This is a genomic window from Tsukamurella soli, assembly GCF_039541155.1.
Lineage (GTDB): Bacteria > Actinomycetota > Actinomycetes > Mycobacteriales > Mycobacteriaceae > Tsukamurella > Tsukamurella soli.
This window is the reverse complement of the sequence record NZ_BAABFR010000094.1, coordinates 1-20,874: the sequence shown is the minus strand read 5'-3', so window position 1 is coordinate 20,874 and position 20,874 is coordinate 1. Positions and strand designations below refer to the sequence as shown.

Genomic DNA, 20,874 nt, shown 5'->3' with positions numbered 1-20,874 from the left:
CTCGGCGGGGGCGTGGCCGGTCCGGTCACGTCCGCGGCGGGCGTGCGCTGCACGACCGGCGTCCCGGAGGCGGCCGGGCCGTGCCCGTTGACGACGCCGTTCAGCGCGGCGCCGTTCAGCGCAACTCCGTTCAGCGGACCCGTCCCGTTGAGGGCGCCGAGTCCGTTGACCGCGGCGTGTCCGTTCGGCGCGCCGTGCCCGTTCACTGCGGCGTACCCGTTCAGCGTTCCGTGCCCGTTGGTCGCGACCGGGATCTCGGTGGTCGGCTCGGTGCCCGGCGCGCCGGGGATGGGCACCGTCGCATCCGCTGCCGCGAGGCCCGCGACGCGCGGGATCTGGGCGGTCACCGGGACCCGCAGGCCGACCTCGGCGGTCGGGGGCTCGACACCGTCGGCGATCACCGCGCCGACCAGGCCTACGCCCACACCCGCGGGCACCGCACCTGCGGCGGCGCCGGCGGGCGCGACACCAGCCGCTCCGCCCACGCCGAGCTTGCGGACCAGGCTCTCGCCCTCGATGTCGACGTTCGGCAGGATCCGGTCCAGCCACTTCGGCAGCCACCACGCGTACTTGCCCAGGAGCATCATGATCGACGGGATCACCACCAGCCGGACGATGAAGGCGTCGAACAGCACGGCGGCGGCGAGGCCGAATCCGATCTCCTTGATGAAGCTCTGGCTGTTGAGGATGAACGACGCGAACACCGAGATCATGATGATCGCCGCAGCGGTCACCACGCGGGCGCCGTACCGGACGCCGGTCACGACGGCGGCGCGCGCGTCACCCGTGTGGACGAACTCCTCGCGCATCCGCGAGACCAGGAACACCTGGTAGTCCATGGCAAGGCCGAACACGATGCCGATCATGAAGATCGGCAGGAACGACACCAGCGGCTGGGTGTTGTCGATGATGCCCAGCGCGCCCTTCTGGAACACGGCCACCGTGGCACCGAAGGTCGCGACCACCGACAGCAGGAAGCCGAGGGCCGCCGTGAGCGGTACGACGATCGAGCGGAACGCGATCAGCAGCAACAGGAACGCCAGGATCACCACGATCCCGAGGTACATCGGCAGGACGTGGTTGAGCTTGTCCGACACGTCCATCTCGATGGCGGCCTGCCCGGCGACGCCGTGGTCGATCATCAGTTGCTGCCCGCCCACATCGATGACGATGCCGCCACGGAGCGACGTGACGAGGTCGTGTGTGGCCTGGTCGTTGGGTCCCGACTTGGGCGTGACAGTGATGCTGGCGGCGGCGTTGTTCGGCGCCAACTGAGTGATCTGCGCGTTCTCGATGTCGGACAGCTGCTTCGTCCAGCCGTCCACGATGGACGCGTACGTCTTGAGTCGCAGGTTCTCAGGCACGTTGCTGCCGTCGACCGCCACGATGAGCGGTCCGTTGGCCCCGACGCCGAACCCATCGCTGATCAGGTCATATGCCTTGCGCATGCTGGTGTCCTTCTCGGACTGCCCGGCGCCCGGCAGGGCGGTCTTCATGTCCTTCATCGGGATCGCGAGAACGCCGAGGACGGCGATACCGGCGATGAAGGTGACAAGCGGCACACGGCGGACGGCACGCCCCCAGCGCAGGCCGTTGGCCACACGTCCGTCGCCCTGGTCGGTGTCCTGCGGGTGCAGGCCGGGAATGCGGGCGGCGAACACCTTGCCACCGAACAGGCCCAGCAGCGCGGGGAGCAGGGTGATCGCGATCAGCACCGCGATCAGCACCCCCCACGCCGCTGCCAGGCCCATCTGGCCCAAGAACGAGATCCCGATGAAGGCGAGCGCGGCGAGCGCGATCATCACGGTGAGGCCGGCGAAGATCACGGCGGAGCCGGCGGTGCCGATCGCGACGCCCGCGGCCTCGGCGCGCTGCTCGCGGGTCGTGGCTCCGATCCGGCGCACCTCGTGCCTGTACCTCGAGACGATGAACAGCGCGTAGTCGATGGTCACGGCCAGGCCGATCATCGAGGTGAGCACCGAGGGGAACGAGCCGAGCGTCGTGAAGTGCGTCATGATCTCGACGCCCATCAGCGCGACGGGCACACCGATGAGCGCGTTGATCAGGGGCAGTCCCCACGCCACCAGCGAGGCGAAGGTGATCACCAGCACGACGGCGGCGACGATGACGCCGATCAGCTCCGAGCTACCGCCCGGGTCCCCCTGGCTCTGCGCCGCCGAGCCCATCGTCTCGACCTGCAGGCCGTCGTTGCGGCCGACCTGCGCGGCCTTGTCGACGGTGTCGGAGATGTTCTTGGGCAGATCGGTGACCTTCTGCGTGAAGCCGATCGAGAGCCGTGCGGTGCGCCCGTCGGCGCTCAGCGTGGCATTCGTCTTGGCGTCCGCACTCTGCTGCGCGGTGGTCTCCGTGGACGCGATGGTCTGCTTCTGCTGCTGCTGACTCGACATCCGCTTCTGCTGCGCAGGGGTCATCGACGCCGTGTCGACCTGCGGCGGCAGCGCAGGGTTCATCACGAGGTTGGCGTCCTTGATGTCCGGGAGCGCCTTGATCGCGGCGAGAGTGGCGTCGATCGCCGCGAGATTGTCCTTGTCGGTGAGCTTGCCGTGCTCGGCGCGGAACACGAACGTCGCCGTCGCGGTGGTGAACGGGTCGGAGCTGCCCTGACCGGACAGCTTCGAGTTCATGATGTCGGTGGCCTTCTGTGACGGCATGCCCGGCAACGAGAAGTTGTCGCTCGTCGGTTTGTGCAGCGTGAGGCCGCCGACGGTCATCGCGACCAGCACGAGGAGCCATACGGCGATCACCTTGAACCGGTTGAGGTACGCGAATCTACCGATCCGGTAGAGCAGCAGCGCCATGTCTTCTCAGCTCCCAGGTCCGTCGTGTACCGCACAACCGTAGCATCAACCGGAGGATTCGACTCCGCTTGAATTTCCGCACGCGTTCCGCTACGCGCGACGCGACCGCCCTCGACAGTCACATCAGTAACAATAGTCAGCTCGCGCACCAGGTATCGCCGTCCGGCGCGCGGGGTGACCCGAGTCACCGGCGTCGTCGCCGCTAGCGTTGGGGCATGCCAGCAGCAGCATCCCCCCTCGACACGCACCCGGCCACCACCTCGGACGGCCGCCCGGCACGACAGCGCCGCATCGGCCCGACGGTGGCCGCCACGCTCGGCGCGGGCGGGCTCGCGCTCGTTCTCACCGCGTGCGGCGGGAGCGGCTCGACGGCGTCCGCGCCGTCGCCGACGGGTACCACCGCCAGCGTCGCCGGCACGACGAGCTCGTCGGCATCGGCATCGGCATCGGCGACCCCGGCACCCGGCCGACTGTGCGGTCACGCCCGGGGCCCGGAGGGCCAGCTCGAGGTGCGCGTCCTGACCTCGTCCGCACCCGTGAAGTGCGCCGACCTGATCGGCGCGGCGCAGGCGTACGGTCCGCAGATCGCGCAGGCGAAGCCCGTCACGATCGGGAAGTGGCACTGCACGCTGGGCACCGTCCCCGCGATGCTGGGTATGTGCAACAGGGGTGACCAGGCGTTCGGGCTGTTCGTCAAGCAATGACATGTTGACCGGAGTGTCGACCGCCGTAGTCGACACCAACGACAAGACCCCCGCTGACCTGCGTCAACGGGGGTCTTGCTCGGCGGTGGCGGGGGGATTTGAACCCCCGGTACGGGGTTACCGCACACAACATTTCGAGTGTTGCACCTTCGGCCGCTCGGACACGCCACCGTCGAAGTACTCTACCGGACGCGAGCCACGCAGCTAAATCCGCTGGTCACAGGCGATGATCGGCAAAGAAGTCCCGGAGCATCTCCGCGCACTCCGCCTCCAGCACGCCCGCCCGGACCGCGACCCGGTGCGTCACCCGCGGGTCGCGCACCACATCCCAGAGCGAGCCCACCGCCCCCGTCTTGGGTTCCCAGGCACCGAACACCAGTTCGTCGACTCGGGCGGCCACCAGCGCACCGGCACACATCGCGCACGGCTCGAGCGTGACGGCTAGCGTGCAGCCGGTCAGCCGCCAGCCGTCGCCGAATCGCGACGCGGCCGCGCGAATGGCGAGGATCTCAGCGTGGGCGGTGGGGTCACCGTCGGCCTCCCGACGGTTGCCTGCGCGCGCGAGGAGCTCGCCGTCGGGCCCCAGCACCACGGCACCCACCGGAACGTCGTGCGGACCGGACAGCCGCGCGGCCTCGAGCGCATGCACCATCGCCGCGCGCGCAGCGACAGGGTGCCTCACCGGCCGTCGTCGCCCTGCCCGACACCCAGCTTGTCCAACACCGCGGCCAGCTGCGTGTCGAACGACAAACGCTCCGCGATCCGCGCGATCTGCTCCTCCGGGTAGAGGTCGAGGTCGGCGAGGATCGCGCCGAGTTCCTGGTCCCCGAGGCCGAGGTCGGAGAGGATCGACAGATCCCCCTCCTCCCAGGGGTCGATATCGTCGAGCTCGTCCTGGTCGATATCGGGCACGTCGACGTTGAGCGCGTCGAGCACGTCCTCCGCGAGGTCGTATGCGATCGCCGCCGTCGCGTCGGAGATCAGCAGACTGGTACCCGCCGGCCCGGTGCGGACGATCACGAAGAACTCGTCGTCGACGTCGAGGATTCCGAACGACGCCCCGGCGACGCGCAGGTCCTTCAGCGCCGCCTCCGCGGCGGCGAGGCTGGTCAGGACTTCCGCGTCGAGCGGCGTCACCGTCCACGAGTTCTCGTCCCGGACTACGGCGACGGCGTAGCCGCCGAGTTCGTCGTCCGTCTGGGGGGTCTGCGCGGCCATGGGGAAACCGTAGCGGCTCCGGCGCCCCGATGACACCGGAGCCGATATGGAAGCCTGGGAGCGTGAGTCACTCCACGACCCCCGTATGCGTCCTCGGCCTCGGCCTGATCGGCGGATCGATCCTGCGCGCCCTGACCGCTGCGGGGCGCCCCGCGTACGGCTGGAACCGCACGGCGGCCGGCGCGGACGCCGCGCGGGCCGACGGCTTCGACGCCTCGTCCGACCTGCGGGCGACGCTCGCGCGAGCCGACGCCGGACACATCGTGCTGGTGGCAGTGCCGGTACCGGCGCTCGACGAGGTCTTCGCCGCGGTTGCGCGGCAGGCCCCGAACGCGTGGCTCACCGATGCCGTGAGCGTCAAGGGTGACGTCGCCGCCCGGGTCGCCGCAGCGGGGCTCACGGCGCGGTACGCAGGAGCACATCCCATGGCCGGGACTGCGGAGTCCGGGTGGGCCGCGACGACGGGGGACCTGTTCCGCGACGCGACGTGGGTGGTCACCGCCGACGACACGACGCCGGCGCCGGCGTGGCGGGAAGCCGCCGCCGTAGGCCTCGACTGCGGAGCGGTCGTGGTCCCCGCGGGGTCGGCCGAGCACGACGCGGCGGTCGCCCGGATCTCACACTCAGTGCACCTGCTCGCAGAGGCCGCAGCCCTGACCGCCGAACTCGATCCGGGCGCGAGCCGATTGGCGCTGACGCTGGCGGCCAGTTCTTTCCGGGACGTCACCCGGGTCGCGGGCACGGCACCATCGCTGGTGCGCGCGATGTGCGAGGGCAACCGCGACGCCCTGCTCGACGCCCTCGACGACACGATCGCCGAGCTGATCTCCGCGCGCGCCGAACTCGCGGACCACGGCACCGTCGCCGACCTGGTCGAGCGCGGTCACGCGGCGCGGGCCGACTACGAGGCGGTGACGCGAACGCCGTTCACACCGGAGCTCGGTGGCCCCGGGTGGCAGCGAATGCTGCGCGAGCGTGGACACCTCGGCGGCGTGGTGACGGCGCTCCCGTCGTCCGCGCCAAGCACCGACCGCTAGACGCGCTTGCTCAGCCCGGGGTAATCGAGGACGAATCCGTCCGAGTCCACGGAGAGCGTGGAACTCGACACCGGCGAGATCACGGTGACACCGTCGGCCGCCGAGCTGTAGTTGATGACCGCCTCATGCACGTTGAGACCGGGCAGGTCGACGTATACGACCGGGACGTCGACCTCCTCGGAGTGCGTCTGCAGATCGTGGGCGCGGATGGTGAGCGCGTTGAAGAATGCCGACTTGAGCACGTCCACGTTCTTCGCACCCGCGAACTCGCCACGTGTGGAGCCCTGTTCGTCCGTGACCAGCCAGCGGTCCTCGCCGTCCCGCGCGATCCGGATCGCCGTGTCCCGCGCGGCGGTCTGCAAGTGGATCGAGAGCCGTTTGGTGATCCCCGCGTCGTCGGTGACCAGGTCGAGCGAGGCGTTGAACGCCTCGCTCGTAGGGGTCCCCACACCGATGATCCGCCCGTACGCCTTGATCCGGCGCCCCGACAGCTGGATCCGGAACGACTCGACGAGGCTGCCGTCGTCGGAGCGCCAGGTGAGGATCTTGGGCCAGGTACCGATGGGCGCGGCGACCGCGCCGGCTGCGTCAGGTGAGCTCGTGCCTTCTTCAGTCACGCCCTATACGGTAGCCCGTCGCCTGCTACACCGGAGCAGCCTGGGATAACCCGAGCAGCCCGGCGCGTCGCGCGTCGCGCGGGGCGGATCACGCCTCGGCCGCACCTTCGCCTGCGCCACCGTCGGCCTCGGCGGGCACGCCCGCCACCGCCTCGAGTTCGACCACCTGGTCGTCGTACCTGAGCCGAGTGACACCGACCAGTGCCAGCGGCGGCACGGTATCGAAGAACTCGCCGACAGCATCGGCGGCGACCGAGAGGTCCACCTGCAGATGCTCGGCGACGTAGAGGGTGAGCTTCGCGACGTCGGCGAGGCCCGCCCCCGCGTCTTCGAGGACGATGCGCAGGTTCGCGAGGCACGCACGGACCTGTCCCACCACGTCACCTGGCGACTCCGTGGCCCCGTCCGCGTCGAGCGGCGCGATCCCCGCGGTGAACACGACAGCGCCCTGCGTCACCGTCGCCCGGTATGCGTGAGAGACCGCCAGGGTGAGCCGGTCGGAGCCGGCGAGCTGCACGGAACCCATGATCAGACCGCGTGCTTCTGGACGGCGGCGCCCACACGCGGCAGCGCTGCGACGACGTTGTCCTTCGCCTTGCCGCGGATGCCCTGGTACGCCTTTCGTAGGACCGCCTGGTTGGTGGACTCCGCCCGCTGGTCGGTGACGGCAAGCAGTGCGTCGCCCACCTTGTCGCCGCGCGCGGAGAGGAACTGCCCGAAGTCGCCCGGCTCGCCGGCCGCGAATTCGGCCCAGAACGGGTCCAGCGCCGCAGCGAAGTCGGGGAGCAGCTTGGTGAGGGCGGACTCGACGACCGACGGCGACGCCTTCTTGACCATCGCGTACGCAGCCTTGATCGTGGTACCCGACAGCCCGCTCTTATCCTTCACCTCGGCGTCGACGACGGACGCGAAGTCCGCCACGACTGCCTTTGAGCGCTCCGGATCGAGCAGCGACGTGGTCAGGGGAGTGGTCACAACAGGCCTTTCGCCTCGGTGGAGATCCAACGGGTCCCACCCTATCCGGCGGGTCGGACACAATGCGTTTCTCGTCGTCATCGGCAGTGTCCGCCGGCCACTTCCCACCACACGCACGTAACCGTTCGGCAACAAAGCCCACCCGGACGTTGCACTGTGTTCGGAATCACCTATCTTGGCGTTGAGGGCCTGAATCCACAGGCCCGGTTGCGACACAGTGAGGTGCCGCGCCGTTTCGGCTTCGTCTGCACGTCCACCGACGCGCGACGGGGTGGGCGTCGCACCCGGAACCGAGGTGAAGCGATGACCCTGAGGCCGATCGACGGTGCGGCGCAGCGCGCAACCGTGCCCTGGCAGCCACGGTACGTCCCGAGGCCGGGAACGCCCGTCCGCCCGTTCACCCCGGAGCCCACTCTCCCACTCGGCGACCCCACCGGCGGTTCCGACGCGCGAGCGTGGCGCGAGCAGGTCGACGGGCGGCTCGCCTTCCCCCGTGTGCACATCGACCGCAACGTCGACCTGAAGATGAGCGACGGTGTCGTGCTGCGCGCCACTGTCGTCCGGCCGGCCGACCGCGCCGGTCGCGCCACCGACATCCCGTTCCCGGCCGTGATCAACGTCAACCCGTACAACCGCGCCGTCGTCGATGCGATCGATGTCGCGACGCACACGCCGATCGTCGGGCCCGCCGTGACCCGGACGGCCGGACCGCTGTCGCGTGGCGTCGTGGACCTCACCGGCGGCCTGCTCGACGGCTTCGGCATCAACCGGCGCCTAGTCCGCAGCGGATACGTGCAGGTGATAGTCGACGTCCGCGGCACCGGATCCTCGCACGGTATCTGGCAGATCCTGGGCAGCCGTGAGCAGGACGACTCGCTCGAGGTGCTCGCGTGGGCCCGCCGGCAGGAATGGTGCGACGGCGCGCTCGGCATGGGTGGCTGGTCGTACTCCGCGATCAACGCGCTGCAGGCCGCCGGCCACAACCCGCCGGGCCTGAAGGCGGTGTTCGCGATCGAGGGCACCGAGGACATCGTCCGCGACATCTACATCACGGGTGGCCTCCCGTCGGCGTTCATCCCGCTGTGGTTGGGAGCGGTCAACGCGCTCAAGTGGGCTCCGAACCCCCGCACGTTGCTCCGGGACACGCTCAACGGCAACACCCTGCGCTGGCTGTTGAGCCGCATCGCATCGCCCGCCACCGAGCTGGCGTCGGTGCTCGCCGGTGTGCTCACCGGCCAGGATCCGCGGATCTACGACGACCCCTACTTCGACGTGCGTGATCCCTCGGTCGAGACCATCACCGCGCCGACGTTCCTGTTCGGAGGCTGGCACGACCTGTTCGCCCGCAGCACCCCGCGTCTGTATCGGCGACTGAACCTGCCGGCCGGCCAGAAGCAGATGCTGGTCACCGACGGCTACCACTTCGACATGGGCGAGGGCTTCGGCGGGCCGCAGTCGCCACCACGCATCGACGTGCTCGAGCGCGCCTGGTACGACCGATGGCTCAAAGGCGCCGACAACGGCGTCGACAGGTACGGTCCCGTCACATTGATGCAGCAGGGCGGCCAGTGGACCTCCGGTGCGCAGTTCCCGCGACCGGGAGCCCGTACCGAGCGTCTGTATCTCACGGCGACACCGTCGGAGACGGCGGCGCACGCACGGTTCGACGGTGGGCTCGACATCGCTCCCGCCCGCAGGCGGGCTCGTGTCGACACGCGGCCCGACCTGCGCGGCATGGTGTCGAAGGACATGACCCAGGTGACGGCCGGGCTCACCAAGGGCATGTCCGGCTCAGAGGATGCGGCCGCCCAGGAGCGCGGCGCGCTGTCCTTCACATCCGCGCCGGTAGGCGAGCCGGTGCAACTCAGCGGTGCGCTCAACCTCCACCTGGCCGCCACCTGCAGCGCGCACGAGGCGATCTGGACGGTCACCGTCAACGACGTCGCGCCCGACGGCACGTCGCGTGTGCTCACGAACGGTGCTCTGATGGCGTCGAACCGTGCGGTCGACCCGGCGCGCAGCGACTACGACGAGCACGGCGAGTTGCTCACCGCGTTCCACCCGCTCAGCGAAGCGGCCAAGCTGCCCGTCGATCCGGGCGAGACCGTCGAGCTGGACATCGACCTGGTGCCCACCGACGCGCTGCTCGACGAGGGGCACCGCCTCCGCGTCGACGTGTACGCAGGCAGCTACCCCCGCTTCCTCGCAACGGTCCCTGATCTGATCCGGACCCGCCTCGGCCGGCAGTCCGTAGTGCTCGACCCGGCCGCCCCGTCGTATCTGTCGATGCGGCTCGTGGGGAACCCGCGCTGGTGAGTGCTCCGGGGTTCGCCGCCGACTGAGCGGGCACGGACGGGCCCCGGCGAACCGGACCCACCAGGCGCAGGCGGCGCTATCTTGGGAGAGGTGGTGGCGGTGTCGCGTGGTTCGGCTGTGCGCCCGAGCGTAACGGTCGGGAAGCTGCACGGCCTGTTCGTCGACGGCAAGATCGACGCGAAGTCGTTACACGGTTCCACGCTGCGCGGACTCATCGCGGACAGCTGGCAGCGCAGCCTCGCCACCGGCGTCAACCCCGACGGCGAGGCGCCGGCGGCGACCCTCGCGCTGCAGACCCTCCGCGAACGACATCCCCTCGCGCCGGTCATGCCGACAATCCGCAAGCTGCTGGTAGACGACGCCAGCGAGTCGTCCGGGGTCATGGTCGCGGTCGGCGCCAGCGACGGCACACTGCTGTGGGTGGAGGGTGACAGCGCTGCCCGCCGCCGCGCCGAGACGATGAACTTCATGCCCGGTGCGGTGTGGAGCGAGAGCGCGGCCGGTACCAATGCGCCGGGCACGGCGCTCGCCCTCGATCGTGAGGTACAGATCCGCGGCAGCGAGCACTTCGCGCGTGCCGCCCACCGGTGGAGCTGCACGGCCGTACCGATCCACGACCCCACGACCCGTCAGCCGATCGGGGTGCTCGACGTGACAGGCGGGGTCGAGGTCGCGACGCCACAGACTCTCGCGCTGCTGCGCGCCACCGCGATGGCGGTCGAGGGCCAGCTCGCGGTGCTGCGGCTCACCGGTGACGGCCGCCCCGCGTCCCGTCCCGTGGCCGGGCTGCATGTGCTCGGGGCAGGGCGACCCACCTGGGTCACGCATCCCGACGGTGGCGCCCCGCATGTGGTGCCCCTCACCGGCCGGCACGCCGACATCCTGGTGCTGCTGGCCCGCCATCCGGAGGGGCTGTCGGGCGACCACCTCGCGCTGCTCCTCGACGAGGGCGACCTCGACACCGTCACCGTGCGCGCGGAGATGTCCCGGCTGCGGAAGGCGGTCGGCGCGCAGTACCTGGGCTCGCGCCCATACCGGCTGTTGGAACCCGTCGACATGGACGCCGACGCGGTGGCGACAGCCGTCCGGTCGGGGGCCGTCGGCACCGCGCTCGATCGCTATCCCGGTCCGCTGCTACCGAACTCGATCGCGCCGGGCGTCGCCCGGCTGCGGACGGAGCTGTCCGAGACTCTGCGCGCCGCGGTATTCGAGACCCGTGACCTGCGGATCCTACGGCGGTGGCTCGACCTCCCCGACGGTCGCGACGACCAGGAGGGCTGGCTCATCCTGCACCGGCACGGGGGCGCCGGCGGCCGCGCCGAGGCGGGCGGTCACCTCGCGGGACTCGAGATCCATCTCTCCTGACTCGGACCCGACGATGCAACTGTGATGCAACCCACATCGGCCTAGCGTGGATGGGGTACCACACAGTCGGCCACCCATGGAGGAGAGCCATATGACCGTCTACGCACGCCCGGGCACCGAGGGCGCCAAGATGTCGTTCAAGTCGCGTTACGACAACATCATCGGAGGCAAAGAGGTCGCACCCGTCAAGGGCCGATATTTCGAGAACCGGACACCCGTCACCGGGCAGGTGTTCTGCGAGGTGGCCCGGTCCACCGCCGAGGACATCGAGCTGGCGCTCGACGCCGCGCACGCCGCCGCGCCCGCTTGGGGCAAGACCTCCCCCACGGAACGTGCCAACGTCCTGATCAGGATCGCGGACCGGATCGAGCAGAACCTCGAGTCGATCGCCCTCGCGGAGTCGTGGGACAACGGCAAGCCGATCCGTGAGACCCTCGCCGCCGACATCCCGCTCGCCGTCGACCACCTGCGCTACTTCGCCGGCGCTCTGCGCGCCCAGGAGGGCTCGATCTCGGAGATCGACGAGCACACCGTTGCGTACCACTTCCACGAGCCGCTCGGCGTGGTCGGCCAGATCATCCCGTGGAACTTCCCCATCCTGATGGCCATCTGGAAGCTCGCGCCGGCGCTCGCCGCCGGTAACGCGGTCGTCCTCAAGCCGGCCGAGCAGACCCCGGTCTCGGTGCTGTACCTGTGGTCGGTGATCGAGGATCTGGTGCCCCCGGGGGTCCTGAACATCGTCAACGGTTTCGGGACAGAGGCCGGCAAGCCGCTCGCGTCGAGCCCGCGGATCTCGAAGATCGCGTTCACGGGCGAGACCACCACCGGTCGCCTGATCATGCAGTACGCGTCGCAGAACCTGATCCCGGTGACCCTGGAGCTGGGCGGTAAGTCGCCGAACGTCTTCTTCAAGGACGTCATGCTCGACAACGACGACTTCCAGGACAAGGCTCTGGAGGGCTTCACGATGTTCGCCCTCAACCAGGGCGAGGTGTGCACCTGCCCGTCGCGCGCGCTCCTGGAGGAGCCCATCTACGACGACTTCCTCTCGCTCGCGGCGATCCGCACCAAGGCCGTCCGACAGGGCGACCCACTCGACACGGAGACGATGATCGGCGCGCAGGCCTCCAACGACCAGCTGGAGAAGATCCTGTCCTATGTCGAGATCGGCAAGGGCGAGGGCGCGCAGATCGTGACCGGCGGCGAGCGGGCCGACCTCGGCGGCGACCTGTCCGGCGGCTACTACATGCAGCCGACGATCTTCACCGGCCACAACGGCATGCGAATCTTCCAAGAGGAGATCTTCGGCCCCGTGGTCTCGGTGACCTCGTTCAAGGACTACGACGACGCCATCGCGATCGCCAACGACACCCTGTACGGCCTGGGCGCCGGCGTGTGGTCGCGCAACGGCACCGTCGCCTACCGGGCCGGCCGCGACATCAAGGCCGGCCGCGTGTGGACCAACACCTACCACCAGTACCCGGCACACGCCGCGTTCGGTGGGTACAAGCAGTCGGGCATCGGTCGTGAGAACCACAAGATGATGCTCGACCACTACCAGCAGACCAAGAACCTGCTGGTGTCGTACGCCCCGAAGGCGCAGGGCTTCTTCTGATCCCCCGCGCCTCGAGGTCTGCGGCCGCCTGACCGCCACCACCGCTCAGCGCCGCAACGCGAACGCCCCGCCACACGGCGGGGCGTTCGCCGTGTCCTGGCAGGATCGAGGAATGGACTCCGACCGGCCCGCGACCGCCGAGGCCCTGATGCGCTCGCGCTTCGCGGCTTTCCGAGCCGGCGACGCCGACTGGCTGCTGGCGAGCTGGCACCCGTCGACGCGACCCGGATCGCTTGACCTGAGCGATGATCCGACCTGGCGCGGCCTGCAGATCGTCGACACGGTCGGCGGCGGTGAGTTCGACGAAGACGGTGTCGTCGAGTTCCGCGCGTCGTACACGGCCGGCAAGAGGCACGGCGTCCTGCACGAGCGGTCGCGGTTCGTCCGGGACGGCGGCCGGTGGTTCTACGTAGACGGTGACCTGATCGAGGAGTGACGCGGCCGCGCGCCAAAACTTGTCGTACCCCCGGTGTTTCATATCGATCGGGCGGCAGAAGCCGCCCGATTTCAGCACGGAGCGGGATTCCGCTTCGTCTCCATTGGGGGAGGAACCCGATATGAGCACGCCCAATCCGCCGTACCCGCCGCAGGCCTACCCGCCGATCCAGCCGCCCAAGAAGCGCCGGATCTGGCCGTGGGTCCTGCTCGGGATCCTCGTCGTCTTCATCGCCATCGTCGCCGGGTGCACAGCGATGGTCGGCAGCGCCGTGAAGTCGGTCTCCGACGACTCGAAACGCGTCGTCCACGTGACCTACAAGGTGACCGGCGACAGCCAGGATGCGACCATCACGTACGACATGAACGGCAACACGACCCAGGATTCGTCCGTCGCGCTGCCGTGGTCCAAGCAGACCGATGTCACCGGCATCAGCAAGTACGTATCCCTGTTGGCCAGCAACGGGATCGAGGGCACCGGCAGCATCACGTGCCAGGTGTTGGTCGACGGCAAAGCGATCATCACGAACACCGCGAGCGGCCCCGGCGCGTCGGCATCCTGTAGTGGCAGCGTCGACACGAAGTAGCCGGCCGGCAACAGACGCGGAGGGGCGGCGGCTCATCACCGCCGCCCCGCACCGCTACCGTGCATCTCCTCGGTGATCTCGACCTCCGAGGCCGGGCGCAGACCCCACGCCTCGGCGGACACGCAGATGCTGCGCCGTCCGGATCTGCGCGACGTGTCGTGGGTGTGGCCGTGCATCAGCCACTCCCCCAAGTCCGGCAGTCGGTACTGGGTGAACCGCTCGAACCCCGCCCCGTCGCCCACATGGTCGCCCGCGCCCTGGTACGGATAGTGGGACATCAGCACCGAGCGGCCACCGATCAGCGTCCGCGCGTACTGCTGCACCGTCTCGAAGACCGCCGTGAACTCACCGAAGTACTTGTGCGCGTTGCGATTCATCGGGTTCACGGGATCGTGGTTGCCGGTCACGAGATGCATCGGGATCTCCAGGGTCCCCAGCAGCTCGAGCGCATGCCGCATGCTGGCGATGCCACCGGAGCAGATGTCGCCCAGCACCCATAGCTCGTCGGTCGTGGGATCGATCCGCCACAGCGCCTCCAACAGGGCGTTATCGTGCGCGCCGGTCGATTCGAAGCCGCGCAACTCGGCGAGTTTGGGGTGCTGGAGGTGCAGGTCGGCGATGAAATGTTTCACAGGGTCTCCGGGAGTGGGCGCACGTGCGCTCGGATACGACGGGGATCAGAGGCCTCGGGCCGGCAACCCGTGTATCCACATCCGGTTCATGCGCTCCACCCTCCCGCACATGTCGCCGTCGCGCTACCGATTTTCGGCATGCACTCACAGCTCTTCGTATGCGCCGCCCAGCGCCGCGGACGTCGACCGTGCCCGAACGTCCGGCGTCAGCAGCCGCGGACCGATGGCGCGCCGTCACCCCAGCCTCGCACCTGCAGGTCGTCGAGGGGGCGGCACAGCGCCACCCGGGACGGCACGCGGCAACGTGCCGTGGCTCTCGACCGACAGCTCCAGACGCGCTGGTTCGATCTCGATCCGGCCGGCCGCTCGCCGCCCCGATTCCTCCTCCGCGCCTCCACACCCATCGCGTCGCGAACCGCGTTCGACATCACCGGAGATTCCTGATCTACCAGCTGTTTTGTGGCTTCCGCCTGTCTTGTGTAAGCTTTCGATCCGGCGGTTGCGCAGGTGCCCCACCCCGGAGCGCTCGCGGATCGCGCCCGATGGAGGCGTGCCAGAGCGGCCGAATGGGACTCACTGCTAATGAGTTGTCCGGCTACAACCGGACCGGAGGTTCAAATCCTCTCGCCTCCGCCACCCGACTTCGGTCGGGACAACTGAAAATGGGTATGCGCCCGTAGCTCAGTGGATAGAGCATCTGACTACGGATCAGAAGGTCAGGGGTTCGAATCCCTTCGGGCGCACAGATGAAACGCCTGGTCAAACGTAGTTTTGACCGGGCGTTTCTGCTTTCCGGAATCACCGACGTGACGCACCGAGTCGTCATTCCACCGAGCACCTTCAGGTGGCCTGTCATCGCACCCGCGCACCGGGTCGTGGCCGGCGCCCACGTACCAATCGCTCGAACGAGGAGCCTCCGATTGACCCTGCCCCCGAGGGCAGGGTTTACGGTGCAGGCGAGGTGATGACATGCGCATCGGTGAACTGGCCCACCAGGCGGGCGTGACCGTCAAGGCGGTCCGCTACTACGAGTCTCTCGGGCTGATCACCCCGACGCGACTATCGAACGGCTACCGCGACTACAGCGAGGTCGACGTCCGGCACACCGCAGAGATCCGCGCGCTCGCCCGTTTGGGGATACCAGTCGAGCGCACCCAACCGTTCCTGGACTGCCTCAGCGCCGGCCACCCACACGCCGACGACTGCCCCGCTTCGCTCGCCGAGTACCGCGACGCCATCGCCGACCTCACCGCACGCATCCACGGGCTGACCACCCGCCGCGACGCGCTGATCGCTCACCTGAACCGAGCCGCGCACCGCGGCTGCACGACCACGCCCGCCGACCAAGGAACCGACATGCCCGACTTCACCTCGTTGCCAGCCGATCTCCCCGTCCCCGCAGACGACGGTGCCGCCGATCACTTGCCAGGCACCCCACTGCCGCCCCTCGTCCTGCGGGCGACCGACGGCAGCACGATCACGCTCGATGAGCTCGGGCCCGGCCGTACGGTCATCTATCTGTACCCGCTCACCGGTCGGCCCGGCATCGACCTCCCCGAGGGCTGGGACGCGATACCCGGCGCGCGCGGGTGCAGCACCGAGGCCTGCGACTTCCGTGACCACTACCGCGATCTCGTCGACGCCGGGGCGACGCAGGTGTTCGGTTGCTCCAGCCAGGACGTCGACTACCAGCGGGAGGTCGTCGAGCGACTACACCTACCGTTCCCGATGCTGTCCGACCCGAACCTCGAACTCGCCCGAGCATTGGACCTACCCACCTTCGCGCCTGGCGACCTCGACCGGTATCGGCCATTCACCCCCAACATCCGCGACGAGCTGTACAGCCGCCTCACGATGATCGTCCGCGAGGGGCTGATCGAGCACGTCTTCTACCCGATCTTCCCGCCGAACGAGCACGCGGGTCAGGTACTGCGCTGGCTGCGGGCACACCTCCACTGAAACATCATCCCCCGGCCGGATTCGTCAAGCGCTGATCCCCATCGTCACTATGCGCGCCAGTTCGCGATAGGCGCTTCCATCGTCGAGCCCCGTGCCGGCACGAACGGCCCCCTGCTGGATGCGCACCATCATCGCCGCGACCAGGTCAGCGGCGAATGCGGCGTGGACGCGGCGGAAATCGCCCGCGTTCACACCGTCGGTGATCAGCTCCTGCACACGACTGGCGGCGATGCGGGTGTTGCGCTCGTACACCTGCCGCGCCGGCGCGAACGCGTCCAGGTCTGCCATGAACCGCTCCGAGGCCACCGAGAGTTCGCGACCGACCGCACCGAGATACGCCGAGATCCGCTCCCTCGCGTCGGACGCGGCCACCGTCGCCTCGACCCGCTCGGTGGCGCGTTTGAAGAAGTGCACCGTCGCGGACGTGACGAGTTGCTCCTTGCTGCCGGCCAGCGTGTACAGCGTCGATTTGGAGCATTTGAGCCGGGCAGCGATCGCGTCCAGGGTCAGGTGCGCGAACCCCTCTGCCAGAAACAGCGCGAGGAGTTCGTCGAACAGCTCTGTGCGGCGTGCGGTCGCGAAGGACGAGCGTTGCTCCATGTCCGCGAATGATACTGCCGGACCTCTTGCAGTACTCCTCTGTCAACAGTACTGTCACTTGTAATTCAGTACCATTATTCGTATCGAGGAGGGCCGCGTGGCCGTCGAACGACTCCTGCCCACCGCCGAGGCGCACGACCTCATCCAGCTCACGCGGGACATCGCGGACAGGGTGCTGGCGCCTTTCGTCGACGAGTACGAGCGGACGGAGACGTACCCCGACGGCGTGTTCGCCACGCTGGGGCAGGCCGGCCTGCTGAGCCTGCCGTACCCCGAGGAGTGGGGCGGCGGCGGTCAGCCGTATGAGGTGTACCTGCAGGTGCTCGAGGAGATCGCCGCCCGCTGGGCCGCGGTGGGCGTCGCCGTCAGCGTCCACACCCTCGCCTGCCACCCACTGATGTCCTTCGGTACCGAGCAGCAGAAGCAGGAGTGGCTCCCCGACCTGCTACACGGCGCCACCATCGGCGCGTACAGCCTGTCGGAGCCACAGGCCGGCTCCGACGCGGCAGGGCTCATGTGTCGCGCAACCGCCGTCGACGGCGGCTACCGGCTGGACGGCACCAAGGCGTGGATCACGCACGGAGGCATCGCCGACGCCTACAGCGTGTTCGCACGCACCGGCGAGGGCTCGAAGGGTGTCTCGTGCTTCCTCGTCCCGAAGACGACCGAGGGCCTGGCCTTCGGCAGGCCCGAGCAGAAGATGGGCCTCCACGCGGTACCCACCACCTCGGCGCACTACGACAATGCCTACGTGCCACGTGAGCGCAGACTCGGCGCCGAGGGGCAGGGGCTGCAGATCGCGTTCAGCGCACTGGATTCCGGTCGTCTAGGCATCGCCGCCGTCGCGGTGGGGCTCGCACAGGCCGCACTCGACGAGGCGGTCGCCTACGCTAAGGACCGGACGACATTCGGCCGCAAGATCATCGACCATCAAGGCCTCGGGTTCCTGCTCGCCGACATGGCCGCCGCCGTCGACTCGGCGCGCGCCACCTACATCGACGCGGCGCGCCGGCGCGACGCCGGGCTGCCGTACTCCCGCAACGCGTCCGTAGCGAAACTCGTCGCGACGGACGCCGCGATGAAGGTCACGACAGACGCCGTCCAGGTGCTCGGCGGCTACGGCTACACCCGTGATTTCCGCGTCGAACGCTATATGCGCGAGGCCAAGATCACCCAGATCTTCGAGGGCACCAACCAGATCCAGCGCCTCATCATCAGTCGCGGTCTCGCAGCCGCTTCCTGACTCGCAGGCCGGGGCAGGAAGGTCCGAGGCACGACGAGCGCACCTCGGACCTCCACCGTCCCCCCTCGCATCCGCTCACCGTCTCACCTCGGGCACAGGCGCGCCGGAGGAGCCGGGAGCGGTGGCTCGACGAGCATCGGCCGACGGTGGTGAGACCGCCCGCAACGATGCCGTGCGACCAGGCCGCACGAGCCAGTAGTCCACCACAGCCTTACGCGTACGTCAATCTGCTGTGACGACGAAGCGGAGCGAAGCCGCGTATCGGACGAGGGGCGGCGCCCACGACGCGACACGCGATCGCCACCCCCGCCCCTCTGACCTGCACCCAGCGAATACTCTGGGTCGGGTGGCACTGCGCATTCGACCCGACCTCGACGATGTCCCCGCCTACGTCCCGGGCAAGGCGGCGCCCGGCTCGCTGAAGCTGGCGTCCAACGAGATCACCGCCGGCCCGCTGCCGAGCGTGCTCACGCACATCACGTCGATCCTCGGTGGTGTCAATCGCTACCCGGACAACGGCGCGGTGGACCTCCGCGACGACCTCGCGAAGCTCACGGGGGTCGGCCCCGACGAGATACACGTGGGCTGCGGGTCCGTCGCGATCTGCCAGATGCTGGTGCAGATCACCTGCCTGCCCGGCGACGAGGTGATCATGGCGTGGCGCTCGTTCGAGTCGTACCCGCTCGCCGTCCGCATCGCCGGCGCCGTGCCCGTCCAGGTCCCCCTCGACGGCAACCACGCGCACGACCTGGACGCGATGGCGGCCGCCGTCACCGACCGCACCCGACTCATCTTCGTCTGCAACCCCAACAACCCGACCGGCACGACGGTCTCGCACGAGGCCCTCGTCGACTTCCTGCGCACGGTGCCCCCGAACGTCCTGGTGGCGCTCGATGAGGCGTACTTCGAGTACACCCGCGCCAGCGACGTGACCGGCACCCGAACCGACGGCGTCGAGATCTTCCGCGAGTTCTCCAACGTCGTTGTGCTACGCACGTTCTCGAAGGCGTACGGTCTGGCTGGGCTCCGCGTAGGCTATGCGATCGCGGACCCGGCCGTGGTGACCGCGCTGTCGAAGGTGCACATCCCGTTCAGCGTGAACTCGGCGGCGCAGGCTGCGGCGATCGCGTCGCTCGAGGCCGGCGACGAGTTGCTCGCCCGCACCGAGGCCGTCGTCGCCGAACGCGCCCGCGTCCGGGATGCGCTGCTCGCAGCCGGCTACGACGTGCCGCCCACCCAGGCCAACTTCGTATGGTTGGCATTGGGCGACAAGGCATCCCCGTTCGCTGCCGCCGCCGCGGAGGCGGGCCTGCTCGTGCGCCCGTTCGACGGTGACGGAGTGCGGGTCACCGTCACCGAGCCCGCGGAGAACGACGCCTTCCTGGCCTTCGCCACCGGATGGGACCGGTGAGCCTGACCAAGGGCGGGTTCGCCTTCGAGGCGCACGTTCCGGTCCGCTGGTCGGACATGGACGCGCTCGGGCACGTCAACCACGCGCGGATGGTGACGCTCCTGGAGGAGGCCCGGATCGCTTGGCTCCTGTCGGCGGGCGAACAGTACGCGCCGCTGATCAAGAGCGCCTTCATCGCCGACGTCGCGATCAAGTACAAAGGCCAACTGCGGCACGAGGACTCGCCGGTGCGGGTGGGCATGTACATCGCCGGCAACCGCTCCGTCGACTTCACGATCGGGTACGAGGTGCGCGGCGCGCAGGCCGCTCCGGAGTCGAGACCGGCGGTGATCGCCACGACGCAGATGGCCGTGGTCGACATCGAGAAGCGCACGCTACGGCGCCTCACCGACACCGAGAAGGGCTACCTCGCAGCCTGGTCCCGGGGCTGATCCGCGTCGCCGTCGTCGGGAGCGGCCGGCAGCTCGGGTGTCGACCGCCCGGGTAGCCGGGCGATCACCTTCTGCTCGAGCTGCGCAGCGACCCGTCGGGCCCCGGCGATCGACAGCTCCCGCTCGCCGGACCGGCGCACCAGCTCGTCGATCTGATGGTCGATCGAGGCCACCACCTCACCGCGCGGCCGCGGCCGCTTGTCCGCCTCGTCCACCAGGTCGCCCACCGCACTCAGCGCGACCACCCGATCGACCAACTCCTCCCATACGACATCCAATGCGCCGCTACGATTTCCGTCTGCTAGACCGGGAGCGTCGCGTAGTTGCCCCCACACGTCGGCGAGCTGGGTGGCGTCGGCGGAGATCTGCACCAGCTCGGTCGCGAGGTCAAGCTGCAGCAGCTGCTCGTCCAACTCCCCGGAGTGCGCGGACCGCGAATCCACCACTCGGTCGTACACCGCACCCGCCACGTACAGCAACACCTCGTAGCGATCGGTGAACACCGAGGCATCGTTGTCGGGTGGCCGGTGCCACTCCACCCATTCGGCCACGGAATCGGGCGCGTGCAGCGTCGCGAGCCGTACGACGGGGGCCGCGGCACGGGCGACGCTGCGCACCGCCACCGTCGCCGCCGACGGTGTCACGGGTGCGGGCGTGCGGCACAGCGCGTCGAACAGCGCTTCGCGCTCGTCCAGATCGAGGTGTATGCCGCCGCGGCGAGCGCGGCGGATCGCCCGGACGCTCGCGCCGAACGACCGCCGGTCCACGGTGAACGAGTGTCGCGCCGAGGCGAGCCTGCGTCGCGCGTCGACGGTGCGCAGCGCCTCGGCCACATCCCGCGCACCCGTCAGCGCCCCGTCTGCGCCCGCACAAGTCGGATCGTAGCCATGTCGTTCTGTGAGCCAAGGAG

19 protein-coding genes and 3 tRNA genes are annotated in these 20,874 nt (G+C 69.2%); 13 read left to right on the top strand and 9 right to left on the bottom strand.

Features of this window, described 5'->3' with window-relative positions; genetic code table 11:
- Positions 1–2,819, bottom strand: a 2,819-nt coding sequence (locus ABD908_RS21565; RefSeq protein WP_344999854.1) for an MMPL family transporter, incomplete at its 3' end; no start/stop codon positions are given.
- A gap of 215 nt (positions 2,820–3,034) precedes the next feature.
- Between ABD908_RS21565 and ABD908_RS21560 the strand changes: the two genes are divergently transcribed.
- Positions 3,035–3,523, top strand: a complete 489-nt coding sequence (locus ABD908_RS21560; RefSeq protein WP_344999851.1) for a hypothetical protein — start codon at positions 3,035–3,037, stop codon at positions 3,521–3,523.
- Between the two features lie 83 nt (positions 3,524–3,606).
- Here ABD908_RS21560 and ABD908_RS21555 read toward each other — a convergent pair.
- The 3 genes from ABD908_RS21555 to ABD908_RS21545 form a co-directional block, all read right to left on the bottom strand.
- Positions 3,607–3,694: transfer RNA gene (locus ABD908_RS21555), tRNA-Ser, on the bottom strand.
- A 46-nt stretch (positions 3,695–3,740) separates the two neighbouring features.
- On the bottom strand, positions 3,741–4,175 hold the full coding sequence (locus ABD908_RS21550; protein WP_344999858.1) for a nucleoside deaminase: 435 nt from the start codon (positions 4,173–4,175) through the stop codon (positions 3,741–3,743).
- A gap of 26 nt (positions 4,176–4,201) precedes the next feature.
- Positions 4,202–4,741 carry a tRNA adenosine deaminase-associated protein gene (locus ABD908_RS21545; protein ID WP_344999849.1) on the bottom strand — a complete coding sequence of 180 codons (540 nt, stop codon included), beginning with the start codon at positions 4,739–4,741 and terminating at the stop codon, positions 4,202–4,204.
- Positions 4,742–4,770: 29 nt separating this feature from the next.
- Here ABD908_RS21545 and ABD908_RS21540 point away from each other — a divergent pair, with 29 nt between their 5' ends.
- Positions 4,771–5,778, top strand: coding sequence for a prephenate dehydrogenase (locus ABD908_RS21540; protein WP_344999847.1), 1,008 nt, complete (start codon positions 4,771–4,773; stop codon positions 5,776–5,778).
- Here ABD908_RS21540 and ABD908_RS21535 read toward each other — a convergent pair.
- The 3 genes from ABD908_RS21535 to ABD908_RS21525 form a co-directional block, all read right to left on the bottom strand.
- Positions 5,775–6,395, bottom strand: a complete 621-nt coding sequence (locus tag ABD908_RS21535; RefSeq protein WP_344999845.1) for a putative glycolipid-binding domain-containing protein — start codon at positions 6,393–6,395, stop codon at positions 5,775–5,777. The two genes, ABD908_RS21540 and ABD908_RS21535, sit on opposite strands and share 4 nt — an antisense overlap.
- Before the next feature lie 88 nt (positions 6,396–6,483).
- The gene (locus tag ABD908_RS21530) at positions 6,484–6,921 is read right to left on the bottom strand and encodes a RidA family protein (RefSeq protein WP_344999843.1); all 438 of its coding nucleotides are present in this window, start codon (positions 6,919–6,921) and stop codon (positions 6,484–6,486) included.
- A 2-nt stretch (positions 6,922–6,923) separates the two neighbouring features.
- The gene (locus tag ABD908_RS21525; protein ID WP_344999841.1) at positions 6,924–7,370 is read right to left on the bottom strand and encodes a DUF6918 family protein; all 447 of its coding nucleotides are present in this window, start codon (positions 7,368–7,370) and stop codon (positions 6,924–6,926) included.
- Positions 7,371–7,673: 303 nt separating this feature from the next.
- Between ABD908_RS21525 and ABD908_RS21520 the strand changes: the two genes are divergently transcribed.
- From ABD908_RS21520 to ABD908_RS21500, 5 genes are all read left to right on the top strand, one after another.
- Positions 7,674–9,686: a CocE/NonD family hydrolase gene (locus ABD908_RS21520; protein WP_344999839.1), complete on the top strand. Its 2,013-nt coding sequence runs from the start codon at positions 7,674–7,676 to the stop codon at positions 9,684–9,686.
- Positions 9,687–9,803: 117 nt separating this feature from the next.
- Complete coding sequence (locus ABD908_RS21515) at positions 9,804–11,051, top strand: helix-turn-helix domain-containing protein (RefSeq protein WP_344999837.1); 1,248 nt, start codon at positions 9,804–9,806, stop codon at positions 11,049–11,051.
- A gap of 91 nt (positions 11,052–11,142) precedes the next feature.
- Positions 11,143–12,666: an aldehyde dehydrogenase gene (adh, locus tag ABD908_RS21510; RefSeq protein WP_344999835.1), complete on the top strand. Its 1,524-nt coding sequence runs from the start codon at positions 11,143–11,145 to the stop codon at positions 12,664–12,666.
- 112 nt (positions 12,667–12,778) lie between these two features.
- Positions 12,779–13,102, top strand: coding sequence for a YchJ family protein (locus ABD908_RS21505; protein WP_344999833.1), 324 nt, complete (start codon positions 12,779–12,781; stop codon positions 13,100–13,102).
- Between the two features lie 121 nt (positions 13,103–13,223).
- Positions 13,224–13,688, top strand: coding sequence for an MmpS family transport accessory protein (locus tag ABD908_RS21500; RefSeq protein ID WP_344999831.1), 465 nt, complete (start codon positions 13,224–13,226; stop codon positions 13,686–13,688).
- A gap of 35 nt (positions 13,689–13,723) precedes the next feature.
- On the opposite strand, the gene ABD908_RS21495 is transcribed toward ABD908_RS21500, so the two are convergent.
- A complete protein-coding gene (locus ABD908_RS21495; RefSeq protein ID WP_344999829.1) occupies positions 13,724–14,320 on the bottom strand; it encodes a metallophosphoesterase in 597 nt (198 codons plus the stop codon).
- A 544-nt stretch (positions 14,321–14,864) separates the two neighbouring features.
- Between ABD908_RS21495 and ABD908_RS21490 the strand changes: the two genes are divergently transcribed.
- From ABD908_RS21490 to ABD908_RS21480, 3 genes are all read left to right on the top strand, one after another.
- A tRNA-Ser gene (locus tag ABD908_RS21490) sits at positions 14,865–14,956 on the top strand.
- Between the two features lie 34 nt (positions 14,957–14,990).
- Positions 14,991–15,063, top strand: a tRNA-Arg gene (locus ABD908_RS21485).
- Between the two features lie 226 nt (positions 15,064–15,289).
- Positions 15,290–16,279 (top strand): MerR family DNA-binding transcriptional regulator, encoded by a 990-nt coding sequence (locus tag ABD908_RS21480; protein ID WP_344999827.1) that lies wholly within the window; start codon positions 15,290–15,292, stop codon positions 16,277–16,279.
- Between the two features lie 24 nt (positions 16,280–16,303).
- On the opposite strand, the gene ABD908_RS21475 is transcribed toward ABD908_RS21480, so the two are convergent.
- Positions 16,304–16,879 carry a TetR/AcrR family transcriptional regulator gene (locus ABD908_RS21475; RefSeq protein ID WP_344999825.1) on the bottom strand — a complete coding sequence of 192 codons (576 nt, stop codon included), beginning with the start codon at positions 16,877–16,879 and terminating at the stop codon, positions 16,304–16,306.
- 97 nt (positions 16,880–16,976) lie between these two features.
- Here ABD908_RS21475 and ABD908_RS21470 point away from each other — a divergent pair, with 97 nt between their 5' ends.
- The 3 genes from ABD908_RS21470 to ABD908_RS21460 all read left to right on the top strand — a co-directional run bounded on the left by ABD908_RS21470 (position 16,977) and on the right by ABD908_RS21460 (position 19,964).
- Positions 16,977–18,122, top strand: a complete 1,146-nt coding sequence (locus ABD908_RS21470; RefSeq protein WP_344999822.1) for an acyl-CoA dehydrogenase family protein — start codon at positions 16,977–16,979, stop codon at positions 18,120–18,122.
- 346 nt (positions 18,123–18,468) lie between these two features.
- Positions 18,469–19,533, top strand: a complete 1,065-nt coding sequence (gene hisC / locus ABD908_RS21465) for a histidinol-phosphate transaminase (RefSeq protein WP_344999820.1) — start codon at positions 18,469–18,471, stop codon at positions 19,531–19,533.
- Complete coding sequence (locus ABD908_RS21460) at positions 19,530–19,964, top strand: acyl-CoA thioesterase (RefSeq protein ID WP_385923011.1); 435 nt, start codon at positions 19,530–19,532, stop codon at positions 19,962–19,964. The genes hisC and ABD908_RS21460 overlap by 4 nt, the downstream gene beginning before the upstream one ends.
- Positions 19,965–20,874: the final 910 nt, after the last annotated feature.